The sequence below is a fragment of the Arthrobacter sp. UKPF54-2 genome, assembly GCF_007858535.1.
Lineage (GTDB): Bacteria > Actinomycetota > Actinomycetes > Actinomycetales > Micrococcaceae > Arthrobacter.
Genome location: NZ_CP040174.1, coordinates 2,694,362 through 2,721,111 on the forward strand (window position 1 = coordinate 2,694,362; position 26,750 = coordinate 2,721,111).

The 26,750-nt window shown below is 66.8% G+C and carries 26 protein-coding genes; 16 read left to right on the top strand and 10 right to left on the bottom strand.

Features of this window, described 5'->3' with window-relative positions:
• The first annotated feature begins 7 nt into the window (after positions 1 to 7).
• The 5 genes from nrdH (at position 8) to nrdF (ending at position 4,769) form a co-directional block, all read left to right on the top strand.
• Positions 8 to 253: a glutaredoxin-like protein NrdH gene (gene nrdH, locus E7Y32_RS12440; protein ID WP_018773329.1), complete on the top strand. Its 246-nt coding sequence runs from the start codon at positions 8 to 10 to the stop codon at positions 251 to 253.
• Between the two features lie 42 nt (positions 254 to 295).
• Entirely contained in the window at positions 296 to 781 is a 486-nt protein-coding gene (gene nrdI / locus E7Y32_RS12445; RefSeq protein ID WP_146337377.1) for a class Ib ribonucleoside-diphosphate reductase assembly flavoprotein NrdI, read from the top strand.
• Between the two features lie 122 nt (positions 782 to 903).
• Positions 904 to 2,979, top strand: coding sequence for a class 1b ribonucleoside-diphosphate reductase subunit alpha (gene nrdE, locus E7Y32_RS12450; RefSeq protein ID WP_261382632.1), 2,076 nt, complete (start codon positions 904 to 906; stop codon positions 2,977 to 2,979).
• A 30-nt stretch (positions 2,980 to 3,009) separates the two neighbouring features.
• The gene (locus E7Y32_RS12455; RefSeq protein ID WP_146337378.1) at positions 3,010 to 3,798 is read left to right on the top strand and encodes an NUMOD3 domain-containing DNA-binding protein; all 789 of its coding nucleotides are present in this window, start codon (positions 3,010 to 3,012) and stop codon (positions 3,796 to 3,798) included.
• Complete coding sequence (nrdF, locus tag E7Y32_RS12460; protein ID WP_018773326.1) at positions 3,795 to 4,769, top strand: class 1b ribonucleoside-diphosphate reductase subunit beta; 975 nt, start codon at positions 3,795 to 3,797, stop codon at positions 4,767 to 4,769. The genes E7Y32_RS12455 and nrdF overlap by 4 nt, the downstream gene beginning before the upstream one ends.
• Positions 4,770 to 4,893: 124 nt before the next feature.
• Here nrdF and E7Y32_RS12465 read toward each other — a convergent pair whose 3' ends face one another.
• Positions 4,894 to 5,568, bottom strand: coding sequence for a DUF4230 domain-containing protein (locus E7Y32_RS12465; RefSeq protein WP_146337379.1), 675 nt, complete (start codon positions 5,566 to 5,568; stop codon positions 4,894 to 4,896).
• Positions 5,569 to 5,710: 142 nt separating this feature from the next.
• Positions 5,711 to 6,484, bottom strand: coding sequence for a hypothetical protein (locus E7Y32_RS12470; protein WP_146337380.1), 774 nt, complete (start codon positions 6,482 to 6,484; stop codon positions 5,711 to 5,713).
• Between the two features lie 202 nt (positions 6,485 to 6,686).
• Between E7Y32_RS12470 and E7Y32_RS12475 the strand changes: the two genes are divergently transcribed.
• Positions 6,687 to 7,406 carry an SDR family NAD(P)-dependent oxidoreductase gene (locus E7Y32_RS12475; protein WP_146337381.1) on the top strand — a complete coding sequence of 240 codons (720 nt, stop codon included), beginning with the start codon at positions 6,687 to 6,689 and terminating at the stop codon, positions 7,404 to 7,406.
• 152 nt (positions 7,407 to 7,558) lie between these two features.
• On the top strand, positions 7,559 to 8,356 hold the full coding sequence (locus E7Y32_RS12480; protein WP_146337382.1) for a dioxygenase: 798 nt from the start codon (positions 7,559 to 7,561) through the stop codon (positions 8,354 to 8,356).
• A 103-nt stretch (positions 8,357 to 8,459) separates the two neighbouring features.
• Here the strand turns inward: E7Y32_RS12480 and E7Y32_RS12485 are convergent, their stop codons facing one another.
• The 4 genes from E7Y32_RS12485 to E7Y32_RS12500 form a co-directional block, all read right to left on the bottom strand.
• The gene (locus E7Y32_RS12485) at positions 8,460 to 9,089 is read right to left on the bottom strand and encodes a hypothetical protein (RefSeq protein ID WP_146337383.1); all 630 of its coding nucleotides are present in this window, start codon (positions 9,087 to 9,089) and stop codon (positions 8,460 to 8,462) included.
• Between the two features lie 237 nt (positions 9,090 to 9,326).
• On the bottom strand, positions 9,327 to 10,094 hold the full coding sequence (locus E7Y32_RS12490) for an SDR family NAD(P)-dependent oxidoreductase (protein WP_146337384.1): 768 nt from the start codon (positions 10,092 to 10,094) through the stop codon (positions 9,327 to 9,329).
• 10 nt (positions 10,095 to 10,104) lie between these two features.
• The gene (locus E7Y32_RS12495) at positions 10,105 to 10,482 is read right to left on the bottom strand and encodes a VOC family protein (RefSeq protein WP_146337385.1); all 378 of its coding nucleotides are present in this window, start codon (positions 10,480 to 10,482) and stop codon (positions 10,105 to 10,107) included.
• An 81-nt stretch (positions 10,483 to 10,563) separates the two neighbouring features.
• A complete protein-coding gene (locus E7Y32_RS12500) occupies positions 10,564 to 12,183 on the bottom strand; it encodes an HNH endonuclease signature motif containing protein (RefSeq protein WP_146337386.1) in 1,620 nt (539 codons plus the stop codon).
• A 1,108-nt stretch (positions 12,184 to 13,291) separates the two neighbouring features.
• Between E7Y32_RS12500 and E7Y32_RS16460 the strand changes: the two genes are divergently transcribed.
• From E7Y32_RS16460 to E7Y32_RS12515, 3 genes are all read left to right on the top strand, one after another.
• Entirely contained in the window at positions 13,292 to 15,343 is a 2,052-nt protein-coding gene (locus E7Y32_RS16460) for a putative Ig domain-containing protein (protein ID WP_186466985.1), read from the top strand.
• 112 nt (positions 15,344 to 15,455) lie between these two features.
• Positions 15,456 to 16,178, top strand: a complete 723-nt coding sequence (locus tag E7Y32_RS12510) for a dienelactone hydrolase family protein (RefSeq protein ID WP_186466986.1) — start codon at positions 15,456 to 15,458, stop codon at positions 16,176 to 16,178.
• Positions 16,175 to 16,843, top strand: a complete 669-nt coding sequence (locus E7Y32_RS12515) for a hypothetical protein (protein WP_261382432.1) — start codon at positions 16,175 to 16,177, stop codon at positions 16,841 to 16,843. Before E7Y32_RS12510 ends, E7Y32_RS12515 begins: the two co-directional genes overlap by 4 nt.
• On the opposite strand, the gene E7Y32_RS12520 is transcribed toward E7Y32_RS12515, so the two are convergent.
• Together E7Y32_RS12520 and E7Y32_RS12525 are read right to left on the bottom strand one after the other, a co-directional pair.
• Positions 16,829 to 18,379, bottom strand: a complete 1,551-nt coding sequence (locus E7Y32_RS12520; RefSeq protein ID WP_146337388.1) for an ATP-binding protein — start codon at positions 18,377 to 18,379, stop codon at positions 16,829 to 16,831. The two genes, E7Y32_RS12515 and E7Y32_RS12520, sit on opposite strands and share 15 nt — an antisense overlap.
• A 36-nt stretch (positions 18,380 to 18,415) precedes the next feature.
• Positions 18,416 to 19,828, bottom strand: a complete 1,413-nt coding sequence (locus E7Y32_RS12525) for a PLP-dependent aminotransferase family protein (RefSeq protein ID WP_146337389.1) — start codon at positions 19,826 to 19,828, stop codon at positions 18,416 to 18,418.
• Between E7Y32_RS12525 and E7Y32_RS12530 the strand changes: the two genes are divergently transcribed.
• From E7Y32_RS12530 to E7Y32_RS12540, 3 genes are all read left to right on the top strand, one after another.
• Complete coding sequence (locus E7Y32_RS12530) at positions 19,827 to 20,789, top strand: DMT family transporter (protein WP_146337390.1); 963 nt, start codon at positions 19,827 to 19,829, stop codon at positions 20,787 to 20,789. The genes E7Y32_RS12525 and E7Y32_RS12530 overlap by 2 nt on opposite strands.
• 41 nt (positions 20,790 to 20,830) lie before the next feature.
• Positions 20,831 to 21,469, top strand: coding sequence for an FMN-binding negative transcriptional regulator (locus E7Y32_RS12535; RefSeq protein ID WP_146337391.1), 639 nt, complete (start codon positions 20,831 to 20,833; stop codon positions 21,467 to 21,469).
• An 85-nt stretch (positions 21,470 to 21,554) separates the two neighbouring features.
• Positions 21,555 to 22,877: a hypothetical protein gene (locus E7Y32_RS12540; protein WP_186466987.1), complete on the top strand. Its 1,323-nt coding sequence runs from the start codon at positions 21,555 to 21,557 to the stop codon at positions 22,875 to 22,877.
• A gap of 28 nt (positions 22,878 to 22,905) precedes the next feature.
• Here E7Y32_RS12540 and E7Y32_RS12545 read toward each other — a convergent pair whose 3' ends face one another.
• Together E7Y32_RS12545 and trxA are read right to left on the bottom strand one after the other, a co-directional pair.
• Positions 22,906 to 23,940 (bottom strand): Gfo/Idh/MocA family protein, encoded by a 1,035-nt coding sequence (locus E7Y32_RS12545; RefSeq protein ID WP_146337392.1) that lies wholly within the window; start codon positions 23,938 to 23,940, stop codon positions 22,906 to 22,908.
• A 306-nt stretch (positions 23,941 to 24,246) separates the two neighbouring features.
• Entirely contained in the window at positions 24,247 to 24,612 is a 366-nt protein-coding gene (gene trxA / locus E7Y32_RS12550; protein WP_146337393.1) for a thioredoxin, read from the bottom strand.
• A 205-nt stretch (positions 24,613 to 24,817) separates the two neighbouring features.
• On the opposite strand from trxA, the gene E7Y32_RS12555 reads away from it, so the two are divergent.
• The 3 genes from E7Y32_RS12555 (at position 24,818) to E7Y32_RS12565 (ending at position 26,643) form a co-directional block, all read left to right on the top strand.
• Entirely contained in the window at positions 24,818 to 25,120 is a 303-nt protein-coding gene (locus E7Y32_RS12555; protein ID WP_146337394.1) for a rhodanese-like domain-containing protein, read from the top strand.
• A 153-nt stretch (positions 25,121 to 25,273) separates the two neighbouring features.
• Positions 25,274 to 25,882 (top strand): rhodanese-like domain-containing protein, encoded by a 609-nt coding sequence (locus tag E7Y32_RS12560; protein WP_146337395.1) that lies wholly within the window; start codon positions 25,274 to 25,276, stop codon positions 25,880 to 25,882.
• Positions 25,879 to 26,643: a sulfite exporter TauE/SafE family protein gene (locus E7Y32_RS12565; protein ID WP_146337396.1), complete on the top strand. Its 765-nt coding sequence runs from the start codon at positions 25,879 to 25,881 to the stop codon at positions 26,641 to 26,643. The genes E7Y32_RS12560 and E7Y32_RS12565 overlap by 4 nt, the downstream gene beginning before the upstream one ends.
• The last annotated feature ends 107 nt before the right edge of the window (positions 26,644 to 26,750 follow it).

A 26,750-nucleotide genomic window follows, 5' to 3' on the forward strand; every position in this document is an offset into this window, starting at 1 on the left:
TCAGGACATGACCGTTACGGTTTACACGAAGCCGGCTTGCGTGCAGTGCAACGCCACCTACCGCGCTCTCGACAAGAAGGGCATCGCTTACCAGAGCGTCGACATCTCCCAGGATGCCGAGGCCCTCGAACGCCTCAAGTCCCTGGGCTACATGCAGGCCCCGGTCGTCGTCACCGACCAGGACCACTGGTCCGGCTTCCGCCCGGACAAGATCGAAGAACTGGCGCAGGCCGCCGCCGTCGCGGTCGCCTGAAAGCCTCCACACGGCACCACCACGTCGGATGAGGTGACTCCCATGGCACTGGCAACCGCCGGACCGCCGCTGGCAGCGACCACCGTGGACTCAGCCACGGTTCGCACTACCGGCAGCCACCTCATCTACTTCTCCTCCACCTCAGAGAACACCAAACGCTTCGTGCAGAAGCTGGGTCTCGACGCCGCCCGCATCCCCCTCCACGCGAGGGAACCGGCACTGCTGGCGACCGAACCCTACGTGTTGGTGCTTCCCACCTACGGGGGGACCGGGGGAGAGGGATCCGTTCCGAAGCAGGTCATCCGCTTTCTGAACGATCCGAGGAACCGGCAACAGCTCCGTGGAGTGATCGGGGCGGGCAACACGAACTTTGGGGACAACTACTGCATGGCCGGCGACATCATCGCCGCCAAATGCCAGGTCCCGCACCTATATCGTTTCGAACTCATGGGGACGCCGGAAGACGTCAGCCGAGTACAACAAGGATTGGAAGAATTTTGGACACGACTGTCGCAGACATCGAAGTGACCGGGGCGGGCTCAGCCGCCGCCGGGAACACCAGCACCGCCGTCGAGAAGCACACCGTCCCCGGCGAGAAGCCGGCGCTGCCGGCCGCCTACCAGGGCCTGGGCTACCACGAGCTCAACGCCATGCTGAACCTGTACGGCCCCAACGGCGAAATCCAGTTCGAGGCCGATCGCGAGGCCGCGCACCAGTACTTCCTGCAGCACGTGAACAACAACACTGTGTTCTTCCACGACCTCGAGGAAAAGCTCGATTACCTCGTCAAGAACGAGTACTACGAGCGCGAAACCCTCGACCAGTACACGATGAACTTCATCCGCGAGCTCTTCAACCGCGCGTACAAGAAGAAGTTCCGCTTCGAGACGTTCCTCGGCGCGTTCAAGTTCTACACCTCCTACACGCTGAAGACGTTTGACGGTAAGCGCTTCCTGGAGCGCTACGAGGACCGCGTCTGCATGGTGGCCCTGCACCTGGCCCGCGGCGACGAGAAGCTCGCCACCCAGATGGTCGACGAGATCATCGAGGGCCGCTTCCAGCCGGCCACCCCGACGTTCCTGAACGCCGGCAAGAAGCAGCGCGGCGAGCTGGTCTCCTGCTTCCTGCTCCGCATCGAAGACAACATGGAATCGATCGGCCGGTCCATCAACTCCGCGCTGCAGCTCTCCAAGCGCGGCGGCGGTGTCGCGTTCGCGCTGACCAACATCCGCGAGGTCGGCGCGCCGATCAAGCAGATCGAGAACCAGTCCTCCGGCGTCATCCCCGTGATGAAGCTCCTCGAGGACAGCTTCTCCTACGCCAACCAGCTCGGTGCCCGCCAGGGTGCCGGCGCGGTGTACCTGCACGCCCACCACCCGGACATCTACCGCTTCCTGGACACCAAGCGCGAGAACGCGGACGAGAAGATCCGCATCAAGACCCTCTCGCTCGGCGTCGTGATCCCGGACATCACCTTCGAGCTGGCCAAGAAGGACGAGGACATGTACCTGTTCTCGCCGTACGACGTCGAAAAGGTCTACGGCATGCCGTTCTCCGACGTCTCGGTCACCGAGAAGTACTACGAGATGGTGGACGATTCCCGGATCAAGAAGACCAAGATCAAGGCGCGCGAGTTCTTCCAGACCCTCGCCGAGATCCAGTTCGAATCCGGTTACCCGTACATCATGTTCGAGGACACCGTAAACCGGGAAAACCCGATCGACGGCAAGATCATCATGTCCAACCTGTGCTCGGAGATCCTCCAGGTTTCGCAGCCGACGACGTACCACGATGACCTGTCCTACGACACCACCGGCAAGGACATCTCCTGCAACCTGGGCTCGATGAACATCGCCAAGGCGATGGACTCGCCGGACTTCGGCCTGACCATCGAGACGGCCATCCGCTCGCTCTCGGCCGTGTCGGACATGTCCAACATCACCTCGGTGCCCTCGATCGCCCGCGGCAACGACCAGAGCCACGCGATCGGCCTCGGCCAGATGAACCTGCACGGCTACCTCGCCCGCGAGCGGGTCCACTACGGCTCCGAAGAGGGCCTGGACTTCACCAACATCTACTTCTACTCGGTGGTGTTCCACGCGGTCCGCGCCTCGAACCTGCTGGCCATCGAGACCGGCCAGACCTTCGGCGGTTTCGAGAAGTCCAAGTACGCGTCCGGCGAGTTCTTCGACAAGTACACCGACCGGGAATGGGTCCCGCAGACGGCCAAGGTTGCCGAGCTGTTCAAGAACATCCACATCCCCACCCAGGATGACTGGCGCGAGCTGAAGGCCTCCGTCATGGAGCACGGCATCTACAACCAGAACCTGCAGGCTGTTCCGCCGACCGGCTCGATCTCCTACATCAACAACTCCACCTCCTCGATCCACCCGGTGGCGTCCAAGATCGAGATCCGCAAGGAAGGCAAGCTGGGCCGCGTGTACTACCCGGCCCCGTACCTGACCAACGACAACCTGGAGTACTACCAGGACGCGTACGAGATCGGCTACGAGAAGGTCATCGACACCTACGCCGCTGCCACGCAGCACGTGGACCAGGGCCTGTCCCTGACGCTGTTCTTCAAGGACACCGCCACCACGCGCGACATCAACAAGGCCCAGATCTACGCCTGGAAGAAGGGCATCAAGACCATCTACTACATCCGTCTCCGCCAGCTCGCGCTGGAAGGGACCGAGGTGGAAAATTGTGTCTCGTGCATGCTTTAATCAACCGAAATCGGTTGATTAGGTGAAGTGATGGAAACGACGACGACGGGCGGCTTGGTCTACGGCATCCGGCTTAGGCGGGAGGTCGAGTACCGCTATGTCGGTATCACGACAAAGACGGCTAGTCGTCGTTTCCATCAGCACCTTCGCGTGGCAGCCGAGGGTCGTAAGACGCCCTTCTACGACTGGCTGCGCAAGCACGACCCGGCGGACGTCATCGCGGATGAGTTGGACTGGATTGAGGGGTTGCGCGAACTGGGCCAGGCCGAGATCGAGTGGATCAGCTACCTGCGATGCGAGGGGGACCGTCTGCTGAACGTTGCGGACGGCGGCCTAGGACCGACCGGCGTCGTCTGGACGGAAGAACAGCGCGCAGCCGCCCGGTGGAGGTCAACGGGGCGAAAAGGTCTCAGTAGGCCCGGTGCCGCCAATCCGTTCTACGGAGGCAAGCACAGCACCGAGCAGCGTCTGAAGTGGGCGGAGGACCGCAAGGGAACGTATTCGGGAGCGGACAATCCGAATTTCGGAAAGTTCGGGCCCCATCATCCAGGGTTCGGTCACTCGTTGACAGAGGATGTCCGCAAGGCCCTCTCGGAAGCAAGGAAAGGTGCCGGCAACCCAAACTTTGGGAAGAAGGCCAGCGCGGAAACCCGTGCGAAAATGTCAGCAGTACGGAAGGGCCGTCCGATGCCTTCCAGCCAGCGCAACGCTCACACCAGACATCACACCAACAAAGGCCTAGAGAAAGCCGACTGCAAGTATTGCGTCGAGGACTCAGCCAAACCCAGTCTCTCTTCAGAAAGCGAGTCGGAGTCATGACAGAAAAAGTAAAGCTTCTCAGCCACGTCGAGGCGATCAACTGGAACCGGATCCAGGACGACAAGGACGTTGACGTTTGGAACCGCCTGGTCAACAACTTCTGGCTGCCGGAGAAGGTGCCGCTGTCCAACGACGTGCAGTCGTGGGCGACGCTGACCCCGGACGAGCAGCAGCTCACCATGCGCGTGTTCACCGGCCTGACGCTGCTGGATACCATCCAGGGCACTGTCGGCGCGGTTTCGCTGATCCCGGACGCGCTCACCCCGCACGAAGAGGCGGTCTACACGAACATCGCGTTCATGGAGTCGGTGCACGCAAAGAGCTACTCCTCGATCTTCTCCACGCTGGCCTCCACCAAGGAGATCGACGAGGCGTTCCGGTGGTCCACCGAGAACGAGAACCTTCAGAAGAAGGCCCAGATCGTCATGGACTACTACCAGGGCGACGACCCGCTGAAGCGCAAGGTGGCCTCGACGCTGCTGGAGAGCTTCCTGTTCTACTCGGGCTTCTACCTGCCGATGTACTGGTCCTCGCGGGCCAAGCTGACGAACACGGCCGACCTGATCCGCCTGATCATCCGCGACGAGGCCGTGCACGGCTACTACATCGGCTACAAGTTCCAGAAGGGCCTGGAAGGCCTGTCCGAGGAGCGCAAGCAGGAGATCAAGGACTACACCTTCGAACTGCTCTTCGAGCTGTACGAAAACGAAGTCCAGTACACGCACGATCTCTACGACTCCGTCGGCCTGGCCGAGGACGTCAAGAAGTTCCTGCACTACAACGCCAACAAGGCGCTGATGAACCTGGGCTACGAGGCCATGTTCCCGGCTTCCGTCACCGACGTGAACCCGGCGATCCTGTCGGCCCTGTCGCCCAACGCGGACGAGAACCACGACTTCTTCTCGGGGTCGGGTTCGAGCTATGTGATTGGCAAGGCTGTCAACACTGAGGATGACGACTGGGACTTCTAGTCCTCTTCTTCTGTATTCCGCAAGAAACGACCCCGCACGCACGAGCGTGCGGGGTCGTTTCGCTTGGGTCAATCATCTTATCGGCTAGGTAAGTTCTTCACCGCTGCCAGCCGACCCGACGGCCCTAATCTACGAAGGTGACTTGCACCCCGAGTGCTCCGCACAGGGTGGTCAGAAATGCCTTGGTGTTTTCGGTAGCCCGTTTCCGCAGCTCGGACTTCTCCGCGGCGGCGGTGAACTTTGTCTCGGCGAGCTTGTAAAGATTTGCCTGGTCCGGCGCCGCAAAGGCATCGGTGATCCCGTCAACGATGCCGCGCTCTTGATCGAATATACGGGACCGCTCCATGTCGAGATTGGGCTTGTCGAGCTGAGCCTCGGGTAGGCGCACCGTGACCCATTTTCCGTCAGCGGACAGTTTCAAGTCCTTTTCGTTGAGCCCCGACAGGTCAACGTAGGCATCGACGGTGCCTGCCGCAACAAAAAGCGTCCGCCGTCCAGCAATAAAGCCGGGCATCCAAGCAGGGGTGTCGTCGGGCTTGAATTCGACAACTACCTCCATATTGCCGACGGCGGCGTGGTATCGGCTGGCGTTCTTAATCGACATCAGAACAGGCCGGTCCCGTTCTTCGCCCGAATGGAACGGATTGAATCCAAACGCGTTCGCCGCAGTCACTCCGCCTATCGCGACTAGTGCGCCAACTAGCAAAAGCGCCATGCTTCTCTTTAAAGAAACCTTCCGGCCGGAACCCGGCGGTGGCGGAGTAACCGGGTTGGCAGTGGATGTTGCTGTGGTTGTCATTGCCCCATTTTTCGTATTGTTGGTTGCACCGCCTGGCGGCGGAAAGGTTGGTCTAGTGATCCTCGTGGCTCAACTAAGCGCGGCGGTCAATGCTGAAGAACTCGGCGCGGGAGTTCGGCCTTCCGGAGCCTACTTCCGGAGCCTACTTCCGGTGCACCCCGGCGGCGGCCTCTGCAGCAGTCAGCGCCGCGCGGAACTCCGCTACGGCGGACCGGTAGTTGGCCGTATTGGATTCTGACTTTGCCTGCTCGGCGTTGCGCCTGGCCCTGATCATGGCAGCGGTAGCGGGGTAAGCGGCGTCGGACATGGCCGGGAAATCGAACTGCAGTTTAGGGTCAACTTCGTAGGCCAGCCACTGGCTGTCGAGGAGCTTATGCTGTGCGGCAATGGAGCTGAAGGCTTGGGCGTCAGCCAACGACAGCCCGCTTAGGTTTCCGGAGGCCAGACCCGCGGCTTCCTCCGCAGTCCGAGCCGCCTCTTGCTGGCGTTGCAGTGCTTGTTCGGCTCCAAGCCCCTTGGAGTCTTTGAGCCGGTGCTTCAGCACCATGTTGTTCTCGTAAATCCGGATTTCCTCCGGTGTCATGCGGTCGAGCTCCGAGGAGCTTCGGCTGACCACATCGCTTGGGCCTCGCCGGCTGGCGATGCTGCTGACCGGGATGGGAAATAGGAACTTGCCCAACACGAATCCCACGACCAAGACACCAACGACTGCCCAATCCGGCAGGGTTGCTGAGCCCGTTGACCCGGCCACGAAAAAGGCGCCTAGATTCGTTAGGGCCTGGCCTGTGGTGAAGGTTAGTCGCGACTTTCCGAGTCGTCTGACCTTGCGGTGCGTGGTGAGCTGCCGAGAGTGAAACGAACGGGCACTGGAGATCCAGCCGCGCGTCCGTTTCACCAATTGAGGGCGTTCAGTCATGATCCCGAGGATAGCGGTCTACGCAGACACTCAACGGACTGGCCGGCCATGTCGCGGAAGGACGCGGCATGTGAGACGCCGCACATTCGTTGACTATTCAAGTAATAGTGCGAGAATAGATGCATACGCATATAAACGCGGACCGCGGGAGCGCCGGCATAACGACACTGACCGCGACATCGCTGAGAGATTGGATTAAGCCATGCAACTCGAGAACAAGGTCGCCTTCATTACCGGTGGCGGATCGGGCCTGGGGCTCGCGACCGCGAAGACCTTCATCGCCGAAGGCGCGAAGGTCATGATCTTCGATTTCAATCCCAAGTCGCAGGAAGTGGCCAACGAGATCGGCGCGAAATTCTTCCAGGGTGACGTCTCGAAGGCCGAGAGCGTAGAAGCTGCCGTTGCGAAGACGGTCGAGGAATTCGGTGGCCTTGATATCGCCGTCGCTTCGGCCGGCGTTGGTGGCGAGGGCGACGTCGTCACCTCTACCGTGGAAAACTGGGAGCGCACCAACGGCATCGACTACTCGGGCGTGTTCTACACCAACAAGTACGCCATCGAGCAGCTCCTCAAGCAGGGCCGCGGCGGCGTCGTGGTCAACCTCGCCTCGATGTTCGGCCTGGTGGCCGTCTCCAACAACATCGCCTACTCGGCCTCGAAGGGCGGCGTTGTGAACATGACCCGCGCCGCCGGGACGATGTATGCGAAGGAGGGCATCCGCGTCAATGCGGTGGCACCGGGCGTCATCCGGACCCCGCTCATCGATGAGCCGACCCTCGAGCAGTATGCAGGCCTGCACCCGGCCGGTCGTGTCGGGGAGGCCCAGGAGGTCGCCGACCTCATTACCTTCCTCGCGAGCGATAAGGCGAAGTTCATCACCGGCGCGACCATTCCGATCGACGGGGGCTACACCGCCGTCTAGCCCGACCCTGCCGCACCTGGCGCGCCCCCTCCCATCGGAGGGGGCGCGCCTCGCTGTATATCGGGCGACGTCGGGCCTCGGTCCGGGCGGCCCTGACCTGCCCGCAAATCTGGACACTTGAACCTTCAACTAAAACCGGTTAGAATGATGTCATGACTTCCACACTCGACCGCCCCCCGGTTCTCTTCCTCAGCCACGGCGCGCCGCCTCTGGCTGACGACGCCACTTGGACCCGTGAACTCAAGACCTGGTCCGGTACCTTTGACAAGCCCACGGACATCCTGATGGTGTCCGCCCACTGGGAAAACGCTCCGGTGACGCTCAGCGCCACCACCCGTAATCCGGGGCTGGTTTACGACTTCGGCGGTTTTGCCCAGAAGTACTATGAGGTCACCTACGACGCGCCGCAGGCACCCGGGCTCGCCGCCGAGGTGGAGAAGCTGGTGGCATACCATGGCCACCACGTCGAACGCGACGAGTACCGCGGCCTGGACCACGGCGCGTACGTCCCGCTCAAGGAGATGTTCCCGGACGCGGACGTACCGGTGGTGCAGATGTCCATGCCCACCCTTGATCCGCAGGGCTTGTTTGACCTGGGCAAGTCGCTGGCGCCGTTGCGCGACCGCGGCACGCTGATCGTCGGCTCAGGCTTCACGACTCACAACCTGCGCTGGTTCAACCCCGCCGGCGGACCCGACAGCACCCCGCCGTCGGTCTCCCGGGAGTTCGATCACTGGGCCGAGGAAGCAATGGCGCGCGGCGACGTCGACTCCATCCTGGACTTCCTGCACAAGGCTCCGGCGGCCCGCGAGGCTCACCCCCGCAGCGAACACTGGGCGCCGCTGTATGTGGCCCTCGGTGCGGCCTACGAGTCGGGCGACCTGAACGCCAAGACCGCCATCGACGGGTTCTGGTTCGGCCTGTCCAAGCGCTCCTGGACCCTGACCTAAAGCTGCGGTGTCAGGCAGCGACTCACCCGACAGCCTAAACGCGAAGCCCTGCACCCGGTTGGGTGCAGGGCTTTCGCGTCCGCCGCAGGTTGTCCAGCCAGGCTCAGGCGTAATGCAGGCTCAGCAGCAAGGCCTTGAGCTGGACATACTGATCGGTCGCCATCCAGGCCTCGGCCGCGCCACGGTTCGGGAAGCCGGGGTCGTTGAAATAAACGCGGGTGAAAAGGCCGCCGTTGGCCGTGGGGATCAGGTTGCACCAGGACGAGGCGCCCTCGCCCTCCTTCAGCGACCGGGGATCGGTGAGTCCCATGAAATAGCCTTCGCCGTTCCCATAGGATTCCGCAACGAATCCGAAGCGGGGTTCGGTGCCGTTCGGGGCCGTCATGGCCGGGACCGACGCCTGGTCGAAGACCCGGCGCGAAACGGGACCTCCCGCGCACCCGGCGGTGACGCCGTTGGCCAAGGTCAGCAAATCGTTGCCCTCGGCGTCGGCGACGATCGCTTCGACCCCGGGGAGGCCAGCCGGCGGCTGTACCGTCCGCGCCGTCCACGTCTCCGGATAGGCGAACGAGATGTGCCCGTCCGGGAAGGTAAAGGTCTTCAGCGCCGGAGTCGCGCGCTTCGCCGGTGAGACGGGAGCCTTCGACGCCGGCGCGGTGCCGGTGGCCGAGGGTGCCGGAGTGGACGACGTCGGGAAGCCCAGCGTTGCCGTGCGCTCTGCCGTGTTACTCACGGCGACATCCGAGGCTGCGGCGGAAGTGCCTGGCTGTGGTCCGCATCCGGCGAGGACGAGGCTGGCGGAAAATCCGGCGACGGCGATGGCGGTGAAGAATGTGGCGCGGTGTGAATTCATTGTGTAACCCCCAAGTTCCGTGATGACGGGCTGAACACCCGCTTGAAAACAAAGTTTCCCGAACGGGGCCAGGACTTACAGGCAGGGCCAAGAACTTTGCTCCGGCTACCTGCTGGCTCAGAACAACGTGATGCCGGTCAGCTCCCCGAGTCGGGCCAGGAGCCTGTCCTGGAGACCCGGGTCCTGGGCTTCGGCGGCGGGGGTGCGGAGGGTGCGGTGGTGCCAGTAGCCGCCGCTGGTGAGTGCGGCCGGGTCGAGGCTCGTGGCCAGCCAGGTCTGGGTAAGGTGCCCCATCGCCAGGTCATCGGGCGCTCCGGGGCCGCCCATCTTGGTGGGGACCCAGCCGGGGTCGACGGCGTTGCTCAGCACGCCGGGCCAGCGGCGTGCTGCTGCGAGGGCCAGTGCGGTGACGTAAAGTTTGCTCTCTGCATACGCCTGGCTGGCATTCCAGCGCCGCCGGGTCCAGTCGATGTCCTCCAGCGAGCCACCGCCGCTCCGGTGCAGGCCGCTGCTGAGGAAGATCAGGCGGCTGGGCCCTTCGATCAGCGCCGTGAGCAGGTACGGAGCCAAGGTGTTCACTGCCAGCGTCCGGGCGTGCCCCTCGGGCGTGGTGCCGCGGGCCGGCTCCAGGTAAGTGCCGGCGTTGTGGATGAGGGCGTCCATGCGGCCGATCCTGTTGACCTGCTCGGCCAGTGAACGGGTTTCCTCCCCGCTGCTGAGATCGCCGACGACGACGCTGGCCGCCCGGTCGGCGAGGCCGCCGAGGGCCTGGGCGCGCTCGGCTGTGCGGGCGTGAAGGACGACGTCGTGGCCCTCATCGAGAAGCGTCAGCGCAGCGCCGAGCCCCAGCCCGGCGGCGGAGCCGGTGATGAAGATCCGTGCCACGCGGTTCCCCCTAGCCTTGGTCAACATCCTGGACGGAGCGGGAAAGCAGGCAGAACTCGTTGCCCTCGGGATCAGCCAGTACCACCCAGCTGACGTCCGGGCCCTGGCCCACGTCTGTGCGCTCGGCGCCCAGGGCGAGCAGCCGCTCGAGCTCCTCGGCGGTAGAGGTGCCGTTGGCGCGGAGGTCGAAATGCATCCGGTTCTTGACGGTCTTGCGCTCAGGGACCGCAATCACATCGATCGTGGGGTACGCCTTGCCGTGCGGGCCGATGCTGATGATGCCGGTGTCCTCTTCGAGGATGTGCCAGCCGAAGACGGCGCACCAGAAGTCGGCTACCACTCGTGGATTGATCGCGTCGATGGCAATTGAAGCTAGCTGGCTCGGCATGGCACCACGATAGCCCAGGAGAGGGCCCGGGAGGCTTCGATCCGGGCTGAGGGCGGGTGGTAGCCGGATCCCACCGCGTCCTTAGGCGGCCGCACACAGGTGCCAGTCCGGGAAGGGATCCGGTGGCAGGTCGGGGCCGGGGCCGGGGCCGCGGCATTGGTCCGGAACCTGGTCCGCATCGTCCGGTACTTCCGGATACGGGCACGGTTCGTCTGGATCGTGCAGAGATGGGTCCGGTTCGACGCCGGGCGCAGGATGCGGGGGCGGTCCGGAGCCGAACAGCGGATCCGCAGCCAGGGTGGTGCCTGGCCAGTGGGGTGGTTCCCAGTCCTGGTGTTCGCTGGGGTAGGTCCGGCCGGTGGGTGAGGTCCAGCCGGGTGGGTGGTTCTTGGTCGCCGGGGTGGGGGTCCAGGCGGTGGTGTGTTTGAGGCGGTGGTGTTTGCGGCAGGGCTGGCCGAGGTTGGTGATGCCGGTGGTGCCGCCGTCGGCCCAGGCCAGGAGGTGGTCGGCGTCGTTGTCCAGGGAGGCGTTGTGGCAGCCGGGGAAGGGGCATTTGCCGTCCCGGAGCCGCAGCCATTGCCGCAGGGCTTTCGGGACGCGGTAGCTGGTCCGGCCGATTTCCAGCGGTGCGCCGTCGCGCGGGTCGGTCAGGACGCGGTGGAACGAGTCCGCCCCGTCGCTGATGAGGCGGCGGGCGATGGACGGCGGGATTGGGCCGTGCCCGTCCAGGACCGCGGGTTCGTCGGTGGCGCCGAGGAGGGCCATGACCGGGACGGTGATCAGGACCTGCGCCCGCGGGACCGGCACATCCGCGGTCAGCCAGGCGCCGGCGTGGCCGGGCGCGCCGTCGGCGTCGTCGTTGGCGGTTCCGGTGGTGAGGAGCCAGGTCGCGGCGGTGTCGGCGCGGAGCTGGGGCAGGGTCCGGGGCTCCGTCGGGCCCTGCTGGGCGCGGGCGGCGGCGGTGATCCGGTCCCAGATCCCGGCGGCGGTGTCGGCGGGCAGGTAGGCCGAGAGCCAGGCCATCCCGTCCCGGTCCGGGCAATACTCCACCCGCCGCTCCGCTGAACTTTTGGTGTGGCGGGTTTCGATGCTGACCGGGTGGTGGCGTTCGCGCCAGGTGCGGGCTTTGGCCCGGAACCGGCCCGGGACGAGTTCCCCGGCGGCGCAGCCGCGGGCGGGTTGGGGTGCGTCGGGGTCCAGGAAGTGCGCTTCCAGTGCCGCCGCGCCTGCGGGCTCGAGGTTCGCGGTTTCGTCGACCATGATCCGGGCGTGCTGCCAGGAGATCGTTCCGGACTGCAGTGCTTCCAGGGCCAGCGGCAGCGAAGACGTCAACGCCAGGGCGTCGGAGATCAGCGCCCCGGCAGCCCGTTCGCTCACGGTCAGGGCGCAGGCGAGCTCGGCGACGGTGGACATCTCGCGGGCGGTGCACTCCTGCGGGGACCCCGCCGGCGACGCGAGGGCCCCGGCGGCCCGGGTGTACTCCGCGGTCAGCCGGACCTTGAGCGCCGCCATCCGGGCCTCCCCCCGGGCCGTCTCGGCCAGGGCGTCCAGATAGCTATCGGCCAGGCTCCGCAGCGGATCGGCGGGCTCCACGCCGTCGTCCACAACAGCAGCCAGCGCGGCAACGGACGCCGTGACGGCCGCCAGGGCCTCCCGGATCTCCGCACTGATCTCCGTACTCCAAGCCGCTCCGCTCTTCATACCCCCAGACTAAAAGCAGGCACCGACAATTAATGATGCGTTTGCTGAATCTTGGCGCCGACGCCCGGATGCGGCGTCAGAAATGTTGCGTGCAGCCGTGGGAATGGCCTATCGGTCGTGCAGCCGGCAAGTAACTCAGTGGCTTTAACAAGTATGAGTTGTTGCTTAACGGGTACGCGCCACAGAAGGGTTCGGCGCCAACGACTTACTAGGATGAGGGCTCCCGGACCGGCAATTCGTGCTCCAGCGGAACCACCGCAGCTTCCGGATGTCACGTCGTCGGCGCCACATCGAAACTGGCATTTAGCGATGCCGTCCACCAGCCACAAGAGCTGAGCCAATATCCGGACCATGCGTGTTGACCAGTGCGGAGCCCGCATGGGCCGTTCAATGATGAGTTTGCGAGGAATTCATGCGGCGACCGTTCATTTCCCGCCTAGTCCTGATCACCACAATTATCGGGTTCAGCTTGGTGCCATTGCCCACTGAAGCCGCCGGGGGAGTGGCAACAGACAAGGTGGTTAGTGCACACCAGTCGTCGTTTTCCCGGTCCGTCGTGTCCCCGGCCTTTACCACCACTCAAAGTAGAGAATTGTTGATTGCCTTTGTGACCTCGGACGGCCCAGCAGTTTCAAGGTCCCAGCAGTTCGCTTCAGTCACCGGCGGCGGACTCACCTGGCGCCTGCGTAAGCGGACTAACGTCCAGTACGGGACAGCCGAAATCTGGCAGGCGGTGTCAAGCAGCATTCTCACGAACGTAAGAGTCACAGCTACCCACAACGGGTCGTACCAAGCATCGATCACGGTAGCGACCTTCACGGGCGCTGACACAACCACTGACGGGGCGGTTGGGGGAGCCAGCGGGTTCTCAGGAGCGCCCACCGCCTCGCTGACCACAACCCGCACCGGATCGTGGGTCTGGGGTACGGGGAACGACTGGAACAGGGCCGTCGCACGCACCGTTGGAAGCGGTCAAACTAAAGTCGACGAGTTTCTTTCCAGCGCCGGTGGCACGTTTTGGACGCAACGCCAGACCACCCCAGGCACGGCGACAGCGCCGTCGACGGTAAGAATCAATGACACCGCTCCCACGAACGACAGGTGGAACTTGTCACTTATCGAGATTCGGCCTGCCCAGGCGGCGCCGGTGTTTACGGCGTCGACGCCGCCGGGTACGGCTACGGTGGGCAGCCCGTACAGTTATACGTTCGCGGCGTCCGGCAACCCGGCGCCGTCGTTTAATGTGGCTTCGGGGTCTTTGCCGGCCGGGTTGGCCCTGAACAGCGCCTCGGGGATGCTCTCCGGGACGCCGACGGCGGCTGGGTCCTCGACGTTCACGGTCGCAGCGACGAACGGGGTGAGCCCGGACGCGGTCACGCCGTCGCGCACGATCACGGTCAGTGCTGCCCAGGCGGCGCCGGTGTTTACGGCGTCGACGCCGCCGGGTACGGCGACGGTGGGCAGCCCGTACAGTTATACGTTTGCGGCGTCCGGCAACCCGGCGCCGTCGTTTAATGTGGCTTCGGGGTCTTTGCCGGCCGGGTTGGCCCTGAACAGCGCCTCGGGGATGCTCTCCGGGACGCCGACGGCGGCGGGGTCCTCGACGTTCACGGTCGCAGCGACCAACGGGGTGAGCCCGGACGCGGTCACGCCGTCGCGCACGATCACGGTCAGTGCTGCCCAGGCTGCGCCGGTGTTTACGGCGTCGACGCCGCCGGCGACGGCGACGGTGGGCAGCCCCTACAGTTATACGTTCGCGGCGTCCGGCAACCCGGCGCCGACGTTTAATGTGGCGTCGGGGTCTTTGCCGGCCGGGTTGGCCCTGAACAGCGCCTCGGGGGTGCTCTCCGGCACGCCGACGGCGGCGGGGTCCTCGACGTTCACGGTCGCAGCGACGAACGGGGTGAGCCCGGACGCGGTCACGCCCTCGCGCACGATCACGGTCAGCGATGCCCAGGCGGCGCCGGTGTTTACGGCGTCGACGCCGCCGGGTACGGCGACGGTGGGCAGCCCCTACAGTTATACGTTCGCGGCGTCCGGCAACCCGGCGCCGACGTTTAATGTGGCGTCGGGGTCTTTGCCGGCCGGGTTGGCCCTGAACAGCGCCTCGGGGGTGCTCTCCGGCACGCCGACGGCGGCGGGGTCCTCGACGTTCACGGTCGCAGCGACGAACGGGGTGAGCCCGGACGCGGTCACGCCCTCGCGCACGATCACGGTCAGCGATGCCCAGGCGGCGCCGGTGTTTACGGCGTCGACGCCGCCGGGTACGGCGACGGTGGGCAGCCCCTACAGTTACACGTTCGCGGCGTCCGGCAACCCGGCGCCGTCGTTTAATGTGGCTTCGGGGTCTTTGCCGGCCGGGTTGGCCCTGAACAGCGCCTCGGGGGTGCTCTCCGGGACGCCGACGGCGGCTGGGTCCTCGACGTTCACGGTGGCGGCGACCAACGGGGTGAGCCCGGACGCGGTCACGCCCGTGATTACCATCGCCGTTGACCCCGCCCCGTCGCCCGACGGCACGCAGGCTGCCGTCGTCTTCGGTTGGGGCCCGGTGGTGACCGGGGACGAGTTCTCCTACACGGGAGCGCCGAATCCGTTGAAGTGGGGGGTCTACAACAGTCCAGGGCATGCGGGCAACGGGATTCGCAGCCCGGGTGCCTGGTCAGTGGACGGGAGCATCGTCACCGTCAGCGGCGACTCGGCTGGCACCACCGGCGGCATGTCCGCCAAGTTCGCCCAGCAGAAGTACGGCCGCTGGGAAACCAGGATGAGAACCAGCGCCCGGGACCCGAAGTACCACCCGGTTCTGATCCTCTGGCCGAACAACAACACGTCACCGAACTGCGCGGAGATTGATTACGCCGAGGGAACGTCCGATACCTCCCGGATCAAGTTCTTCCTGCACTACGCCTGCAGCGGATCGAACTTCCAGACCCAATCAGCCCAGCCAATCGATACCACCCAGTGGCACAACTACGCGGTCCAGTGGACGCCGGCCGGCATCACCGGGTATATAGACGGCGTGCAATGGTTCACGGACACTGATCCGGCGCACCAGCCCACGGTCGGGATGCATCAAACCATCCAGCTCGACTGGTTCCCGGACGGGACCTCGACCCAGCCGAGCCAGATGCAGGTCGACTGGGTGCGCGTCTACAACTAGGCCACTGCGGGGAAACCGCCGTTCTTGCGGGGGGCCACCGGCCCTTCCCGGGGGCGGCCCGGACGCGGTACACCGGTAACCAAGGTGTGATCGATCCGAGCGGGAGGCACGCATGGCCGAGGTAACCATCGGGACCGAACGTGGAGACATGCCGTCCTACCTGGCGACTCCGCGCGGCGCGGGGCAGTGGCCCGGCGTCGTCGTCATCCATGACGCGATGGGCCTCAGCCGCGATACGCGCAGCCAGGCGGACTGGCTAGCGGGCGAGGGCTACCTCGCGGTGGCGCCGGACCTGTTCCACTGGGGCAGCCGCGCAACATGCCTGTGGGCACTCATCCGCGGCTGGCGTCCGCTCGGCGACCTGGACCGCACCCGCACGTGGCTGGCCGCGCGCGAGGACTGCACCGGGAGGGTCGGCGTGATTGGCTTCTGCATGGGCGGCGGCTTCGCGCTCATGGTGGCCCCGGACCACGACTTCGCCGCTGCCAGCGTGAACTACGGCGGGTTCGACGATGAGACCGCGCTTGCCCTGCCCCGAGCCTGCCCGATCGTCGCCAGCTATGGCGCCAAGGACCGCTGGCCGGGAGTGCGCCAGGCACCGGCCCGCCTGGATCCGCTGCTGACCGCCGCCGGGATAGACCACGACATCAAGGTCTACCCGGGCGCCGGGCATGGTTTTCTCAACAAGCATGGTCCCTCGGACTTGACGTTCGGAGACCAGCTGCTCGCGAAACTGGTGGCGGCGGGCTACCACGAGCCCTCCGCCGAGGACGCGCGCCGCCGCATCCTCGCCTTCTTCAGGAAACATCTTGGCCCTGCGGGGGAGGAGCAATGACTAACAGCACCCATGGACGGCTGTCCGGAGGAGTTGCCGCCGGGTTCGCAGCCGTCTATCTGGCACTCGTTCGCCCGCGACTTTTACGCGCGGGCGCGACCGGCGGCGAGGTCCTCGGACCCTACCCGGGCGCCGGGATCGTCCCGGGCGGAAAGCGCAGCGCAACGATGGCCGTGACCATCAACGTTCCACCGTCGCGAGTGTGGCCCTGGCTGCTGCAAATGGGCACCGACCGAGGCGGCTGGTACAGCTGGGACCGGCTGGACAACTTCGGCCGGCGCAGCGCGGAAACCATCCACCCCGAGTGGCAGGACATCGCCGTCGGCGACCATCTGGCGGCCACACCGGACGGCAGCCAGTGGTGGCAGGTCGCGTCGCTCGAGCCGGAACGGTTCCTTGGCCTTCGTATGTCCCTCGATCTGCGGGGGAAACCGTTCGACCCGGCAGGGGCACGGCCGCGGCATTTCACCGACTCGCTCTGGGGATTCGAGCTGAAAGAAGCGGCCGACGAGCGCACCCGGCTTATCGTGAGCGGGTACTGGTCGTTCCGGCCAAAATGGCTGCAGCCGCTCCTGAGCATTGTGGTGCTGGAGCCCTCGCACTGGGTAATGCAGACTCGCCAGTTCGCCAACCTCAAGCGCCTCGCCGAGTCAGTAGGCGTCTGAGCGTCCGCCGCCCGCCGGCCCGCCGAAGCCGCCACCCCCGCCCGCCGGCCCGCCGAAGCCGCCACCCCCGCCCGCCGGCCCGCCGAACGGGCCGCCGCCCGGCGGCCCAGAGAAGCCGCTAGCCGCCGGCCCGCCATACGCGCCACGTCCGCCCGCCGCGCCGCCTCCGCTGCCGAGCAAACTGCGGGTGAGCGCCTCGCCGTCGGCCATCAGCTCGCCCACGGCCGCCTGAAGGTGGGTATCCGCGACCGGGGCGCCGGCAAGGGCGGCGGCCACGACGGCGCGGCGGATCAGCTCGCGGGCGAATGAGGCGGTGGTGCCGTCGGTCCGGGCCGCGGCCTCCTCAAGTGCCGCAGGGCTGAAGGCGATCCCGCGGGCATACAGCCTGAGCAACGCTACGCGCTCCGCCGGCGCGGGCAGAGGAATCTCCACGGCCAGATCCACCCGGCCGGGCCGCTGCGCCAGGGCACGCTCCAGCATGTCCACGCGGTTGGTGGTGAGGACAAAGGCCACATCGGCGTCGTCGGCCAGGCCGTCCATGGCGTCGAGCACCTCGAACAGCAGCGGCTGGGGCCCGTGGCCGAAGCTGCGGTCCTCGGCGATCAGGTCGCAGTCCTCAAGCACAACGATGGAGGGCTGCAGGGCCCTCGCCATGGTGGCCGCCTCCGAGATCCGGGCCAGCGAGCCGCCGGACAGCAGGATGGCGGTGGCCCCGTGGCTGCGGCTCAGCAGATACCGCACCGTGTGGGTCTTCCCGGTGCCCGGCCGGCCGTAAAGCAGGATGCCGCGCTTGAGATGCTGCCCGTACTGCTTGAGCGACTCACGGTGCTCGGCGATGCCCAGGGCGTGGTCGGTGACCTTCTGCAGCAGGCCGCCGGGCAGGATGACTTCGTCCGCGGCGAGGCTGGGCCTGGCGTGGAAGGTCACGCCCGCCGCGCTGGGGCCGTATTCACCCATCACGAGCGAAATGACCTGCCCCTTGAGGACGCTGTGGTGCTGCATGCGACGTCGGAAGTCGGCGAGGAAGCCCGCAGCGGCCTCGGTGTCGCCGGCAAGGACTTCCAGGCAGGCCGTCTGCCGGCCGTACCGGGGATTGGCGTCCCGCTGCAGCACCGCGAGCGGCCGGCCGCCGTGGCTGAACAGCCACAGCCCCAACGCCACCGCCTGGCGCTGCTCATCCGGACCCACCGCCAGGTTGGCGTAGTCGGGCTGGGCCAGCGGGAACTGCGGGAAGACCTGGGCCTGCTGCAGCATGTCGCTCAGGGAGTGATGGTGGCGCTGGTCGCCGCCGCCGATCCCGACCAGGCGGAAGTGGGGATCCCCGCCCGCAAGTTCGGCCATCTGGATGTCCGCGTCCACAAACCGGTGCGGCGGGATGTCTTCCACCACGACGGCGACCGACCCGGCCGGCACGCCCAAGTGCTCGGTGAGAGTCGTCAGCAGCTGAGGCCCGGCAGGTGCACGGTGCTGCCCGGCCTGCGCAAGCTGCACGAGTTGCGCGAAATTGTCGATGAACTTCCCCAAATTTTCATCCATGCGCAGACCCTACCAGCGACCCGGCGCTGCGCAGCCCTACCGCACGTTCTGCTCAATGGCCCGGCCCAGGATGCGGGCGCCCTCCGGGAACGCGCCGGGGTTGGGCCCGGCGTAGTTGAGCCGGATGAACGGGCCGGCCGGCTCGGCCGGGAACCATTCCGTGCCGGCGGCAATGAGCAGGCCGTCCCGCTCGCAGTCGGCGCTCAACTGTTCGACATCGGTCCCGTCCGGCAGCCGCGCCCAGAGGTTCAGCCCGCCCTTGGGGACCAAGGTGAGATGGGCCTGCGGGGCGTGCTCGCGAAGGCTCGTCACCAGCAGGTCGCGGCGCGACTGGAGTTGGTGCCGGACGATGCGCAGGTGCGTCTGCCAGGCCGGCTGGGTGACGACGTCGAGGGCCGCGGCCTGGAGCAGGCCGCTGACGTACATCGACTCGGCTCCGCGGTCGGCGAGGATGCGTTCCCTGGCCGGTCCGCGCGCAATGACGGCGGCCACCCGGATGGCCGGCGACACACTCTTCGTCAGCGTCCGCAGGTACACCACATGGCCGGAATCGTCGCGTGCGGCCACGGGGGAGGGGACGCTGCTGATGCCGAAGTCGCGGGCCCAGTCGTCCTCCACGAGAAACGCCCCGTGCCGGCGCACCACCTCCAGGACCTCATCGCCCCGCCGGACGCTCCACTGTGCCCCGGTGGGATTGGCGTAGTTGGCCTGGGCGTAGAACAGCCGCGCCCCGGTCTCCTCGAACGCCCTGGCCAACCCGTCCGGGTCGGGGCCGTCCGGCCCGGACGGCACCGGGACCACACGGACGCCGGCCTGTGCGGCCGCAAGGATGGCACCCCAATAGCTGGGGGACTCCATCAGCAGCGGCTGCCCGCTGCCCACCAGCGCCCTGAAGATCGAGCTAAGGCCGCTTTGGCTGCCCGGCAGCACGACGACGTCGCTCGCCCCGGGCGGGGTGACGCCCGCCGGCGTCGAGGTGCCAAGTTCGTGGGCGAACCACGACTGCAGCTCGGGCAGTCCCGCAGCGGGTGCGCGGGAAAGCGCCGCCTCGCCACGGGCCGCCCGGATCAGGGCCGCCCGGACCAGCCGCTCCGGCAGGAGTTCGCGGGCCGGGTAGCCCGAGTGCAGGGCGATCACATCGTTGGGTGCGCTGCGCATCGCGGCCGACGCCGAGCGCAGCGGCGCCTGCGGTGACCGCAGCGCCGCCGTCTGCCAGCTGTAGTCGGACGGGCGGGCCGTCCTGACCGCGCGGACGAACGTCCCCACGCCCGGTCGGCTCTCGATCAGGCCCTGGGCGGTGAGTGCCTGCAGGGCTTTCTGCACTGTGACGGGACTGACACTGTGTTCGGCCACGAGCGCGCGCGTGGAGGGCAGCCTTGACCCGGGGGCGGCCCGTGCAATCCATTCCTTCAGCTGCGCCACAATCCGCGAACTGCTATCGTTGTCCATGAGAGACAAGAGTAGCGCTACTGTCAGTGCAAGCCCAGTGATACCGGCCGCGCCTGCTGCCCGCGCGGCCGCCCCCGCGGCCGGAGTCTGGTGGGGCCTGCTGGGCGTGGCGGCGTTTTCCTTCACGGTTCCGCTCACCAGGGTCGCCGTCGCAGGGCTCTCGCCGCTGTTCATCGGCTCCGGCCGAGCGGTCGTCGCAGCTGCCCTGGCATCGGCGGCCCTCATCCTCACCCGCCAGCGTTTGCCCCTCGGCCGGCAGTGGGCCAGGCTCGCGGTGGTTGCTGGCGGAATCGTCGTCGGTTTCCCGCTGCTCACTTCTTTCGCACTTACCAGCGCTCCTGCCAGCCACGGCGCCGTCGTGATCGCCCTGCTCCCGGCCGCGACGGCGACCGCTGCCGTCCTCCGCGGACATGAGCGGCCGCCCGCGGCGTTCTGGCTCGCCACAGCGGCGGGCGCTGCCGCCGCTGTCGGCTTCGCCTTCGCGCAGCCCGGAGGTTTCGGGCAACTGCACTGGGCAGACCTGCTGCTCCTCGGCGCCGTCGCGGCCGCGGCGGTGGGCTATGCCGAAGGCGGACTGCTCGCCCGTCAACTTGGCGCCTGGCAGACCGTGTCCTGGGCGCTCGTCCTCGCGGCTCCGCTGATGGTCGCCCTGGCCGCGCTCGCGGTGGCCCAGCAGCCGCCGTCAGGAACCCCGGCGCAGTGGGCCTCCTTCGCCTACCTTGGCGTCGTCAGCATGTTCCTCGGATTCTTCGCCTGGTACCGGGGACTCGCCATCGGCCCCATGACGCAGGTCAGCCAGATCCAGCTGGTTCAACCCGTGCTCAGTATCGGGTGGGCGGCGCTACTCCTGGGCGAAGCGCTGACGCCGTCTACCCTGCTCGGCGGCGCCGCCGTGATCGCCTGCGCCGGCCTGGCCGTCCGTGCCCGGGTGAAGCCGCCGCTGGGGCCGCCCCAATCCTAGAGACGCCCGGACCGAGCCAATTCACATCCAAGGAGAGCCCCATGTACGTCCCCAAGCATTTCGCCGCCAGCCCCGGCGCCGTCGATGACCTCCTCGCTGCCCCGGGAGCCGCCAACCTGATCACCATGACCTCGGAGGGCCTGCTCGCCAGCTTCTTGCCTGTGTTCTTCGACCCCTCCGCCGGTGCACACGGCGCGCTGCACGGGCACCTGGCCAGGAACAATCCGCAGTGGTCCAAGCCGCCGGTCGGCGAGGCACTGGTCATCCTGCAGGGTTCGGACGCTTACATCTCGCCGGCCTGGTATGCCTCGAAGGCCGAGCACGGCCGCGTTGTGCCGACCTGGAACTACTCCACGGCACACGTGTACGGCACACTGGTGGTCCATGAGGACCCGGCGTGGCTCGGCCGGCATGTCCGGCAGCTGACCGAGCTCCACGAGGCCAGTTCAGACCGGCCGTGGTCCGTCGACGACGCCCCGGAGCGGTTTATTGCAGGCCAACTGCGCGCCATCGTCGGCGTCGAACTGCTGATCAGCAGGATCGAGGCGAAAGCCAAACTCAGCCAGAACCGCTCGGCCAAGGACGTCGACGGCGTGGTGGCAGGACTTCTGGCCGCCGGCCACGCGGCCAGTGCGGCCGACGTCGACCGGGCGCGGCAGGAAGGGTTGCCGTCGGCATAGCCAATTCCACCGGCCTGCACTAGATTCAGGGGACGAACCGGCAGGGGGCCGGTCCTCCAGCAGCGGACCAACGGCAAGGATGACCATGAAAACCAGTTCCCCCACCGCGGCCGCCCTCGCCACGTTCATCCTGGCCGGCTGGTTGCTGGCCGGTGCAGCGGTCCCGGCCCAGGCGGCCGGCGTCACCTACTACGTCAGTGCCGCGGGCAACGACAGCAACGCCGGAACATCCAGCACCGCACCCTGGAAGACCCTGGCCAAGGTCAATGCAACCGTGCTGGGCCCCGGGGACACCGTCAGTTTCCGCAAGGGCGACACCTGGACCGGCGGCGTGGTGACCGGCCAGAGCGGAACCGCCACGGCTCCCATCACGCTGAACGCCTACGGCAGCGGCAACGCCCCAACCATCACCGGCGGCAAGTCCGGAAACTGCATCAGGATCAACGGCAACTACACCACGGTGGACGGACTGCGCGGCGTCGCCTGTGGGTATGCCGGCATCAGCATCACCGGCGACCGCAACACGGTCCGGAACTCCAGCGCCGCGAACAACGCCGTGGGCATCAAGGCCGGATACGGCTCCGACTTCGGCAAGTACACCGGCAATGTGCTCACGGACAACAACGTTATGAACGTGCTGACGGTGGGCACCAATTGCGGAACGGCCCAGGCCGTGAACTGCAGCGACGATTCGGGCGCCTCGGGGGTGCTGATCAACGGCAATGACAATGAGTTCTCCGGCAACACCATCACCGGATCCAACGCCTTCTCCTACGATTTCAACCGCGACGGCGCGGCGGTGGAGGTCTACAACGGCAACCGGAACAACATCCATCACAACGTGGCCGTGGACAACAACAACTTCTCCGAGCTCGGTAAGTCCACCGGCACTACGGACGGCAACATCTACCGGTACAACCTTGTCAGGTCAACCTGCGGGGCCAACTGCAGCGAGTCCAAGGGCCTGGTGGCCCGCGGCACGGGGACGTCGTTCGGGCCCACCACCGGCACGGTCTTTGAGTTCAACACCGTCTACCTGACCGGCGCGCGGTCCCAGGGCATCGTCTGCCACGCAGGCTGCCCCGCCTCGACGGTGATCCGCGGCAACATCCTGGTGGGCGTCAAGAACTCCCTGTGGATCAACGGCACCGGCTGGACCGAGAGACAAAATGTCCTCAACGGGCCGGTCAACGTTGTGCCGAACAGCACGTCCACCACGGCCCCGGCCCGCTTCGTTAACGCCCCGACCGATCTCCGGCTGACCGGCACCAGCCCGGCCATCGACCGGGCCGGAGCGAGCCCGTCCGGCTTTGACCTGGCCGGCCTCGCGGTGCCGCAGGACGGGGACTGCAACGGAACGGCCGCCGCCGATTCCGGAGCCTACGAGTTCGACTCGCCCAACTGCTGAGCCGTTTGCGGCGGGCTCCCGGCTGGGCTCAGGGACGCGCGTCGCTACTGTAGCTGAGCCCGATCTGGCCTCGGACCGTGTCCAGCGCCGCCATGACCTGGACACTCTCGCTGGGCGGCAGGATGTCGTTGGCGGTGGCGCCGGCGGCAATGAGCCGCTCGATCTCCCACCCCTGGTATTGCATGCCGCGGCCGGTCACCGGTTCGTCGAAGCGCTCGACGACGTTGCCGCCGTCGTCGTACCGGGTGAAGCCCGTGGGGGTGTACCAGACCGGATCGATCTCGATGCTGCCTCCGGTGCCGATGACGGCGGCCCGGTTCGGTCCCGCGGTATCCAGTGCGCAGTGCAGCACCGCCTGCTGTCCGTCCCCGTATTCGAAAATCATGGCGGTCTGGCGGTCGACGCCGGTGGCCGTCATGCTGGCAGCGGCCTGAATCTTGGCCGGCGCCCCGAAGAGGTCGAAGGCGAAGGACGCGGGGTAGATGCCCAGGTCCAGGAGGGCCCCGCCGCCGAGCGCGGGGTCGTTGAGCCTGTGTCCCGGGTCCTTGGGGAGGTTCTGGTTGTGGTCCGCAATCAGGGTCCGGACCTCGCCGAGGGCGCCTGAGCCGACGAGTTCACGGATCCGGACCATGTGCGGCAGGTACCGCGTCCACATGGCCTCGAGGGCGACCAGGCCCTTGGACGCGGCGAGGTCCACGACCTCTTGTGCCTGCCAGGCGTTCATGGCGAACGGCTTTTCCACCAGCACGTGCTTGCCGGCGTTCAGGGCCAGCAGCGCGTTCTCGTAGTGGAAGGGGTGCGGCGAGGAGATATAGACAACGTCGACGTCGGTGTCTGCGACCAGCGATTCGTAGCTGCCGTGGGCCGCGGGCAGGCCGAACCTGGCGGCGAACTCGCGGGCCGTCGCCAGGTTGCGGGAGCCCACCGCCTGGACCGCAAAGCCATGCTGCACCAGATCGGAGGTCTGCAGCCCGGCAATGAGTCCGGTGCCCAGGATTCCCCACCGGATGACACCGGGGGAGTCGTGGCTTTCGGCGGCGCGGTTCGCGGCGGTGTCTGACATGGCTTCGGTTCTCCTCGGGCAGGGGCTCAGGTGGGCGCCGCCGGGTTCGGAACGCAACGACGCCGTCTGAGCATGCTAGCCCAGCACAGGATCCCTCAGCGCGGGAAAATCACTTGCAGGTGCAGCGCTGCTCCGTGGGCACGTCGGCCATCACGGAGTCCACGTGCTCGCCGCACCCGGCCCAGGTGATCTTTCCACAGCTGTTGCAACGGACGGGACTGCACATTGTTTTCTCCTTGAGTCGGTACTGCGGGTGCGGCAGGGGCCGCGGCTTCTATTGAACTGCTTGTGGTGAGGCGTGGCCGTTCAGGACGCGGCCGAGGCGGACACTTTCGCCCGGACATCGTCCATGTCGAGCCCCTTGACGGCGGTGATGAGCTCATCCAGGCCGGTGGCATTCATGGCGCCCGGCTGGGAGAAGACAAGGATACCCTCGCGGAACGCCATCAGGGTGGGGATAGAGGTGATGCGTGCCGCCGCGGCGAGCGCCGGCTCGGCTTCCGTGTCCACCTTGGCGAACACGACGTCGGAGTGCGCCTCGGAGGCCTTGCTGAACGTCGGGGCAAACATGCGGCACGGACCGCACCAGGCTGCCCAGAAGTCCACCAGCACAATGTCGTTGCCGGAGATCGTGTCGTTGAAGGTCTTTTCGGAAATGTCGATGGTTGCCATGGATCCAATTTATACCCCCGGGGGTATTTTGCGCAAGAGTCGGGACCGTGACCCGGGGAAACGCCGGGGCCGCTTTCGTGGCCCGCTCGGGGCGTATGCCTCCCGGCGGCTTGAACGCATAATACCCCCTGGGGTATATTAGGGACAGCTATTGCGATCAAGTTCTCCACCGCCTTCTCCTCCCTCGACCGAAAGGTGCACCCGCATGGATCTCACCGTCCAACAGCTCAAGGACCAGCTCAAGAACGGCAGCGACGCCCAGATTGTGGATGTCCGCGAGCCCGCTGAGGTCGCCGACGGCATGATTGCCGGCGCGCGCCACATCCCGCTTGGCGAACTTGGTTCCCGGCTGGGCGAACTGGACAAGGCCCGTCCCGTCGTCGCCGTGTGCCGCAGTGGCCGCCGCAGCGCCGCGGCCGCCGACCAGCTGACCGCCGCCGGCTTCACCGCCTACACCATGACCGGCGGGATGCTCGACTGGGCCGCCGCGGGCCTCCCCGCCGGCTAAGACCCCCTGAACTGCCCGGGCGGCGCTTTCCCCCCAGCGCGCCGCCCGGGCCTCCACCTGTCACGGCTCGCCCCCGGGCTGCCGGGCCGGTGGATGGCGGCCTCCCGACCGTGGGCTGCCGCCGGAACCACCCAAGCTAGACCGAAAGAGACTATGACTTCCTCAAACAAAACCACCACGACCGACACCGCACCCCAGACCATTGACGCGTCCACCCTGAAGGCCTGGGAGGACAATCACGATGACCTGATGGTGATCGACGTACGCAGCGGTGCCGAGTTTGATTCGATGCACATCAAGGGCTCGTACCATGTCCCGCTGCCCCTGCTGAGCGAGCACACCGAGGAGTTCGCCGCCAAGATGGGCACCCGCGTGGTCTTGGTCTGCCAGTCCGGGAACCGGGCCGAGCAGGCCCGCAAGCACCTGGACGCCGTGGGCCTTGGCAGCGCGAGCGTGCTCGCCGGCGGGGTCCCCGCCTACGCCGCGGCCGGCGGCAACGTCGTCAAGGGTAAGAACACCTGGGCCCTGGAGCGCCAGGTGCGCATGACCGCGGGCTCCCTGGTCCTGGCCGGCGTCGTGGGCAGCAAGTTCCTCTCGCCGAAGCTTGGTCTGCTGGCCGGCGGCATCGGCGCCGGCCTGACGTTCTCCGCGGCGACGAACAGCTGCGCCATGGGCCAGATGCTCTCCAAGATGCCGTGGAACCGTTCCGCGAACGAGCCCACCGCGCACCAGGCGCTGCAGAACCTGGGCGCCAAGGCATGATCCTCCCCGCGGCGGCGTTCGGGCTGATCGTCGGCGGCCTGCTGGGCCTGGTCGGAGGCGGCGGGTCCATCCTCGCCGTCCCTGCCCTCGTCTACGGTGTGGGGCTCCCGCTGGCCGCGGCGATCCCGACGTCGCTGGTCGTCGTCGGCGCGTCCTCCGCCGTCGCGGTCCTGCCGCGGCTGCGGGGCGGGGTGAACTGGCGGCTGGCCCTGATCATCGGCGCGGCCGGGACCGCCACCGCGTACCTCGGCGCCTACGTGAACCGGCTGCTGGACCCGAAGGTGCTGCTGCTGGCGTTTGCGGCGATTATGGTCTTCGCTGGGATCCGGATGATGCTTCCGTCCAAGGTCTCCGGCGGGTCCTGCGCCTTGCCCGGCGGCGGTGTCCACTGGCGCAGCTGCCTGCCCAAGGCCATTGCCACCGGCGCCGTCGTGGGCTTCCTGACCGGGCTCCTGGGCGTCGGCGGCGGATTCCTGATCGTCCCGGCCCTGACTCTGGTCCTGGGCCTGCCCATGGCGGTGACGGTCGGCACCTCACTGGTCATCATCGTGATCAACTCGGTCGCCGGGTTCGCCGCCCACCTTGGTGACCTGCAGATCGACTGGGCCGTCACGGCGGCCTTCGCGGGGGCAGCCATGGTGGCCTCCGTGGTCGCCGGCCGGCTCGGAACCAACATCCCGGACAAGGTGCTCAAGCGCGCATTCGGCGCCCTGGTCCTGCTGGTCGCAGCCTACGTGAGCGTGCAGGCCCTCGTCTCCTAGCAGCACGCCCCGCACCACCAGAAAGCGCCGGAAGCCACAGCTTCCGGCGCTTTTTCCTGCTTTCCACCGACCCAGGCGGGACCGGCCGTGACTGATGGAACTGTGAG

What these genes read in the sequence shown, in the direction of transcription:
- nrdH (WP_018773329.1), top strand. Translation starts at nt 8, where the DNA reads ATGACCGTTACGGTTTACACGAAGCCGGCTTGCGTGCAGTGCAACGCC.
- nrdI (WP_146337377.1), top strand. Translation starts at nt 296, where the DNA reads ATGGCACTGGCAACCGCCGGACCGCCGCTGGCAGCGACCACCGTGGAC.
- nrdE (WP_261382632.1), top strand. Translation starts at nt 904, where the DNA reads ATGCTGAACCTGTACGGCCCCAACGGCGAAATCCAGTTCGAGGCCGAT.
- E7Y32_RS12455 (WP_146337378.1), top strand. Translation starts at nt 3,010, where the DNA reads ATGGAAACGACGACGACGGGCGGCTTGGTCTACGGCATCCGGCTTAGG.
- nrdF (WP_018773326.1), top strand. Translation starts at nt 3,795, where the DNA reads ATGACAGAAAAAGTAAAGCTTCTCAGCCACGTCGAGGCGATCAACTGG.
- E7Y32_RS12465 (WP_146337379.1), bottom strand. Translation starts at nt 5,568, where the DNA reads ATGACAACCACAGCAACATCCACTGCCAACCCGGTTACTCCGCCACCG.
- E7Y32_RS12470 (WP_146337380.1), bottom strand. Translation starts at nt 6,484, where the DNA reads ATGACTGAACGCCCTCAATTGGTGAAACGGACGCGCGGCTGGATCTCC.
- E7Y32_RS12475 (WP_146337381.1), top strand. Translation starts at nt 6,687, where the DNA reads ATGCAACTCGAGAACAAGGTCGCCTTCATTACCGGTGGCGGATCGGGC.
- E7Y32_RS12480 (WP_146337382.1), top strand. Translation starts at nt 7,559, where the DNA reads ATGACTTCCACACTCGACCGCCCCCCGGTTCTCTTCCTCAGCCACGGC.
- E7Y32_RS12495 (WP_146337385.1), bottom strand. Translation starts at nt 10,482, where the DNA reads ATGCCGAGCCAGCTAGCTTCAATTGCCATCGACGCGATCAATCCACGA.
- E7Y32_RS12500 (WP_146337386.1), bottom strand. Translation starts at nt 12,183, where the DNA reads ATGAAGAGCGGAGCGGCTTGGAGTACGGAGATCAGTGCGGAGATCCGG.
- E7Y32_RS12510 (WP_186466986.1), top strand. Translation starts at nt 15,456, where the DNA reads ATGGCCGAGGTAACCATCGGGACCGAACGTGGAGACATGCCGTCCTAC.
- E7Y32_RS12515 (WP_261382432.1), top strand. Translation starts at nt 16,175, where the DNA reads ATGACTAACAGCACCCATGGACGGCTGTCCGGAGGAGTTGCCGCCGGG.
- E7Y32_RS12520 (WP_146337388.1), bottom strand. Translation starts at nt 18,379, where the DNA reads ATGGATGAAAATTTGGGGAAGTTCATCGACAATTTCGCGCAACTCGTG.
- E7Y32_RS12530 (WP_146337390.1), top strand. Translation starts at nt 19,827, where the DNA reads ATGAGAGACAAGAGTAGCGCTACTGTCAGTGCAAGCCCAGTGATACCG.
- E7Y32_RS12525 (WP_146337389.1), bottom strand. Translation starts at nt 19,828, where the DNA reads ATGGACAACGATAGCAGTTCGCGGATTGTGGCGCAGCTGAAGGAATGG.
- E7Y32_RS12535 (WP_146337391.1), top strand. Translation starts at nt 20,831, where the DNA reads ATGTACGTCCCCAAGCATTTCGCCGCCAGCCCCGGCGCCGTCGATGAC.
- E7Y32_RS12540 (WP_186466987.1), top strand. Translation starts at nt 21,555, where the DNA reads ATGAAAACCAGTTCCCCCACCGCGGCCGCCCTCGCCACGTTCATCCTG.
- E7Y32_RS12545 (WP_146337392.1), bottom strand. Translation starts at nt 23,940, where the DNA reads ATGTCAGACACCGCCGCGAACCGCGCCGCCGAAAGCCACGACTCCCCC.
- trxA (WP_146337393.1), bottom strand. Translation starts at nt 24,612, where the DNA reads ATGGCAACCATCGACATTTCCGAAAAGACCTTCAACGACACGATCTCC.
- E7Y32_RS12555 (WP_146337394.1), top strand. Translation starts at nt 24,818, where the DNA reads ATGGATCTCACCGTCCAACAGCTCAAGGACCAGCTCAAGAACGGCAGC.
- E7Y32_RS12560 (WP_146337395.1), top strand. Translation starts at nt 25,274, where the DNA reads ATGACTTCCTCAAACAAAACCACCACGACCGACACCGCACCCCAGACC.
- E7Y32_RS12565 (WP_146337396.1), top strand. Translation starts at nt 25,879, where the DNA reads ATGATCCTCCCCGCGGCGGCGTTCGGGCTGATCGTCGGCGGCCTGCTG.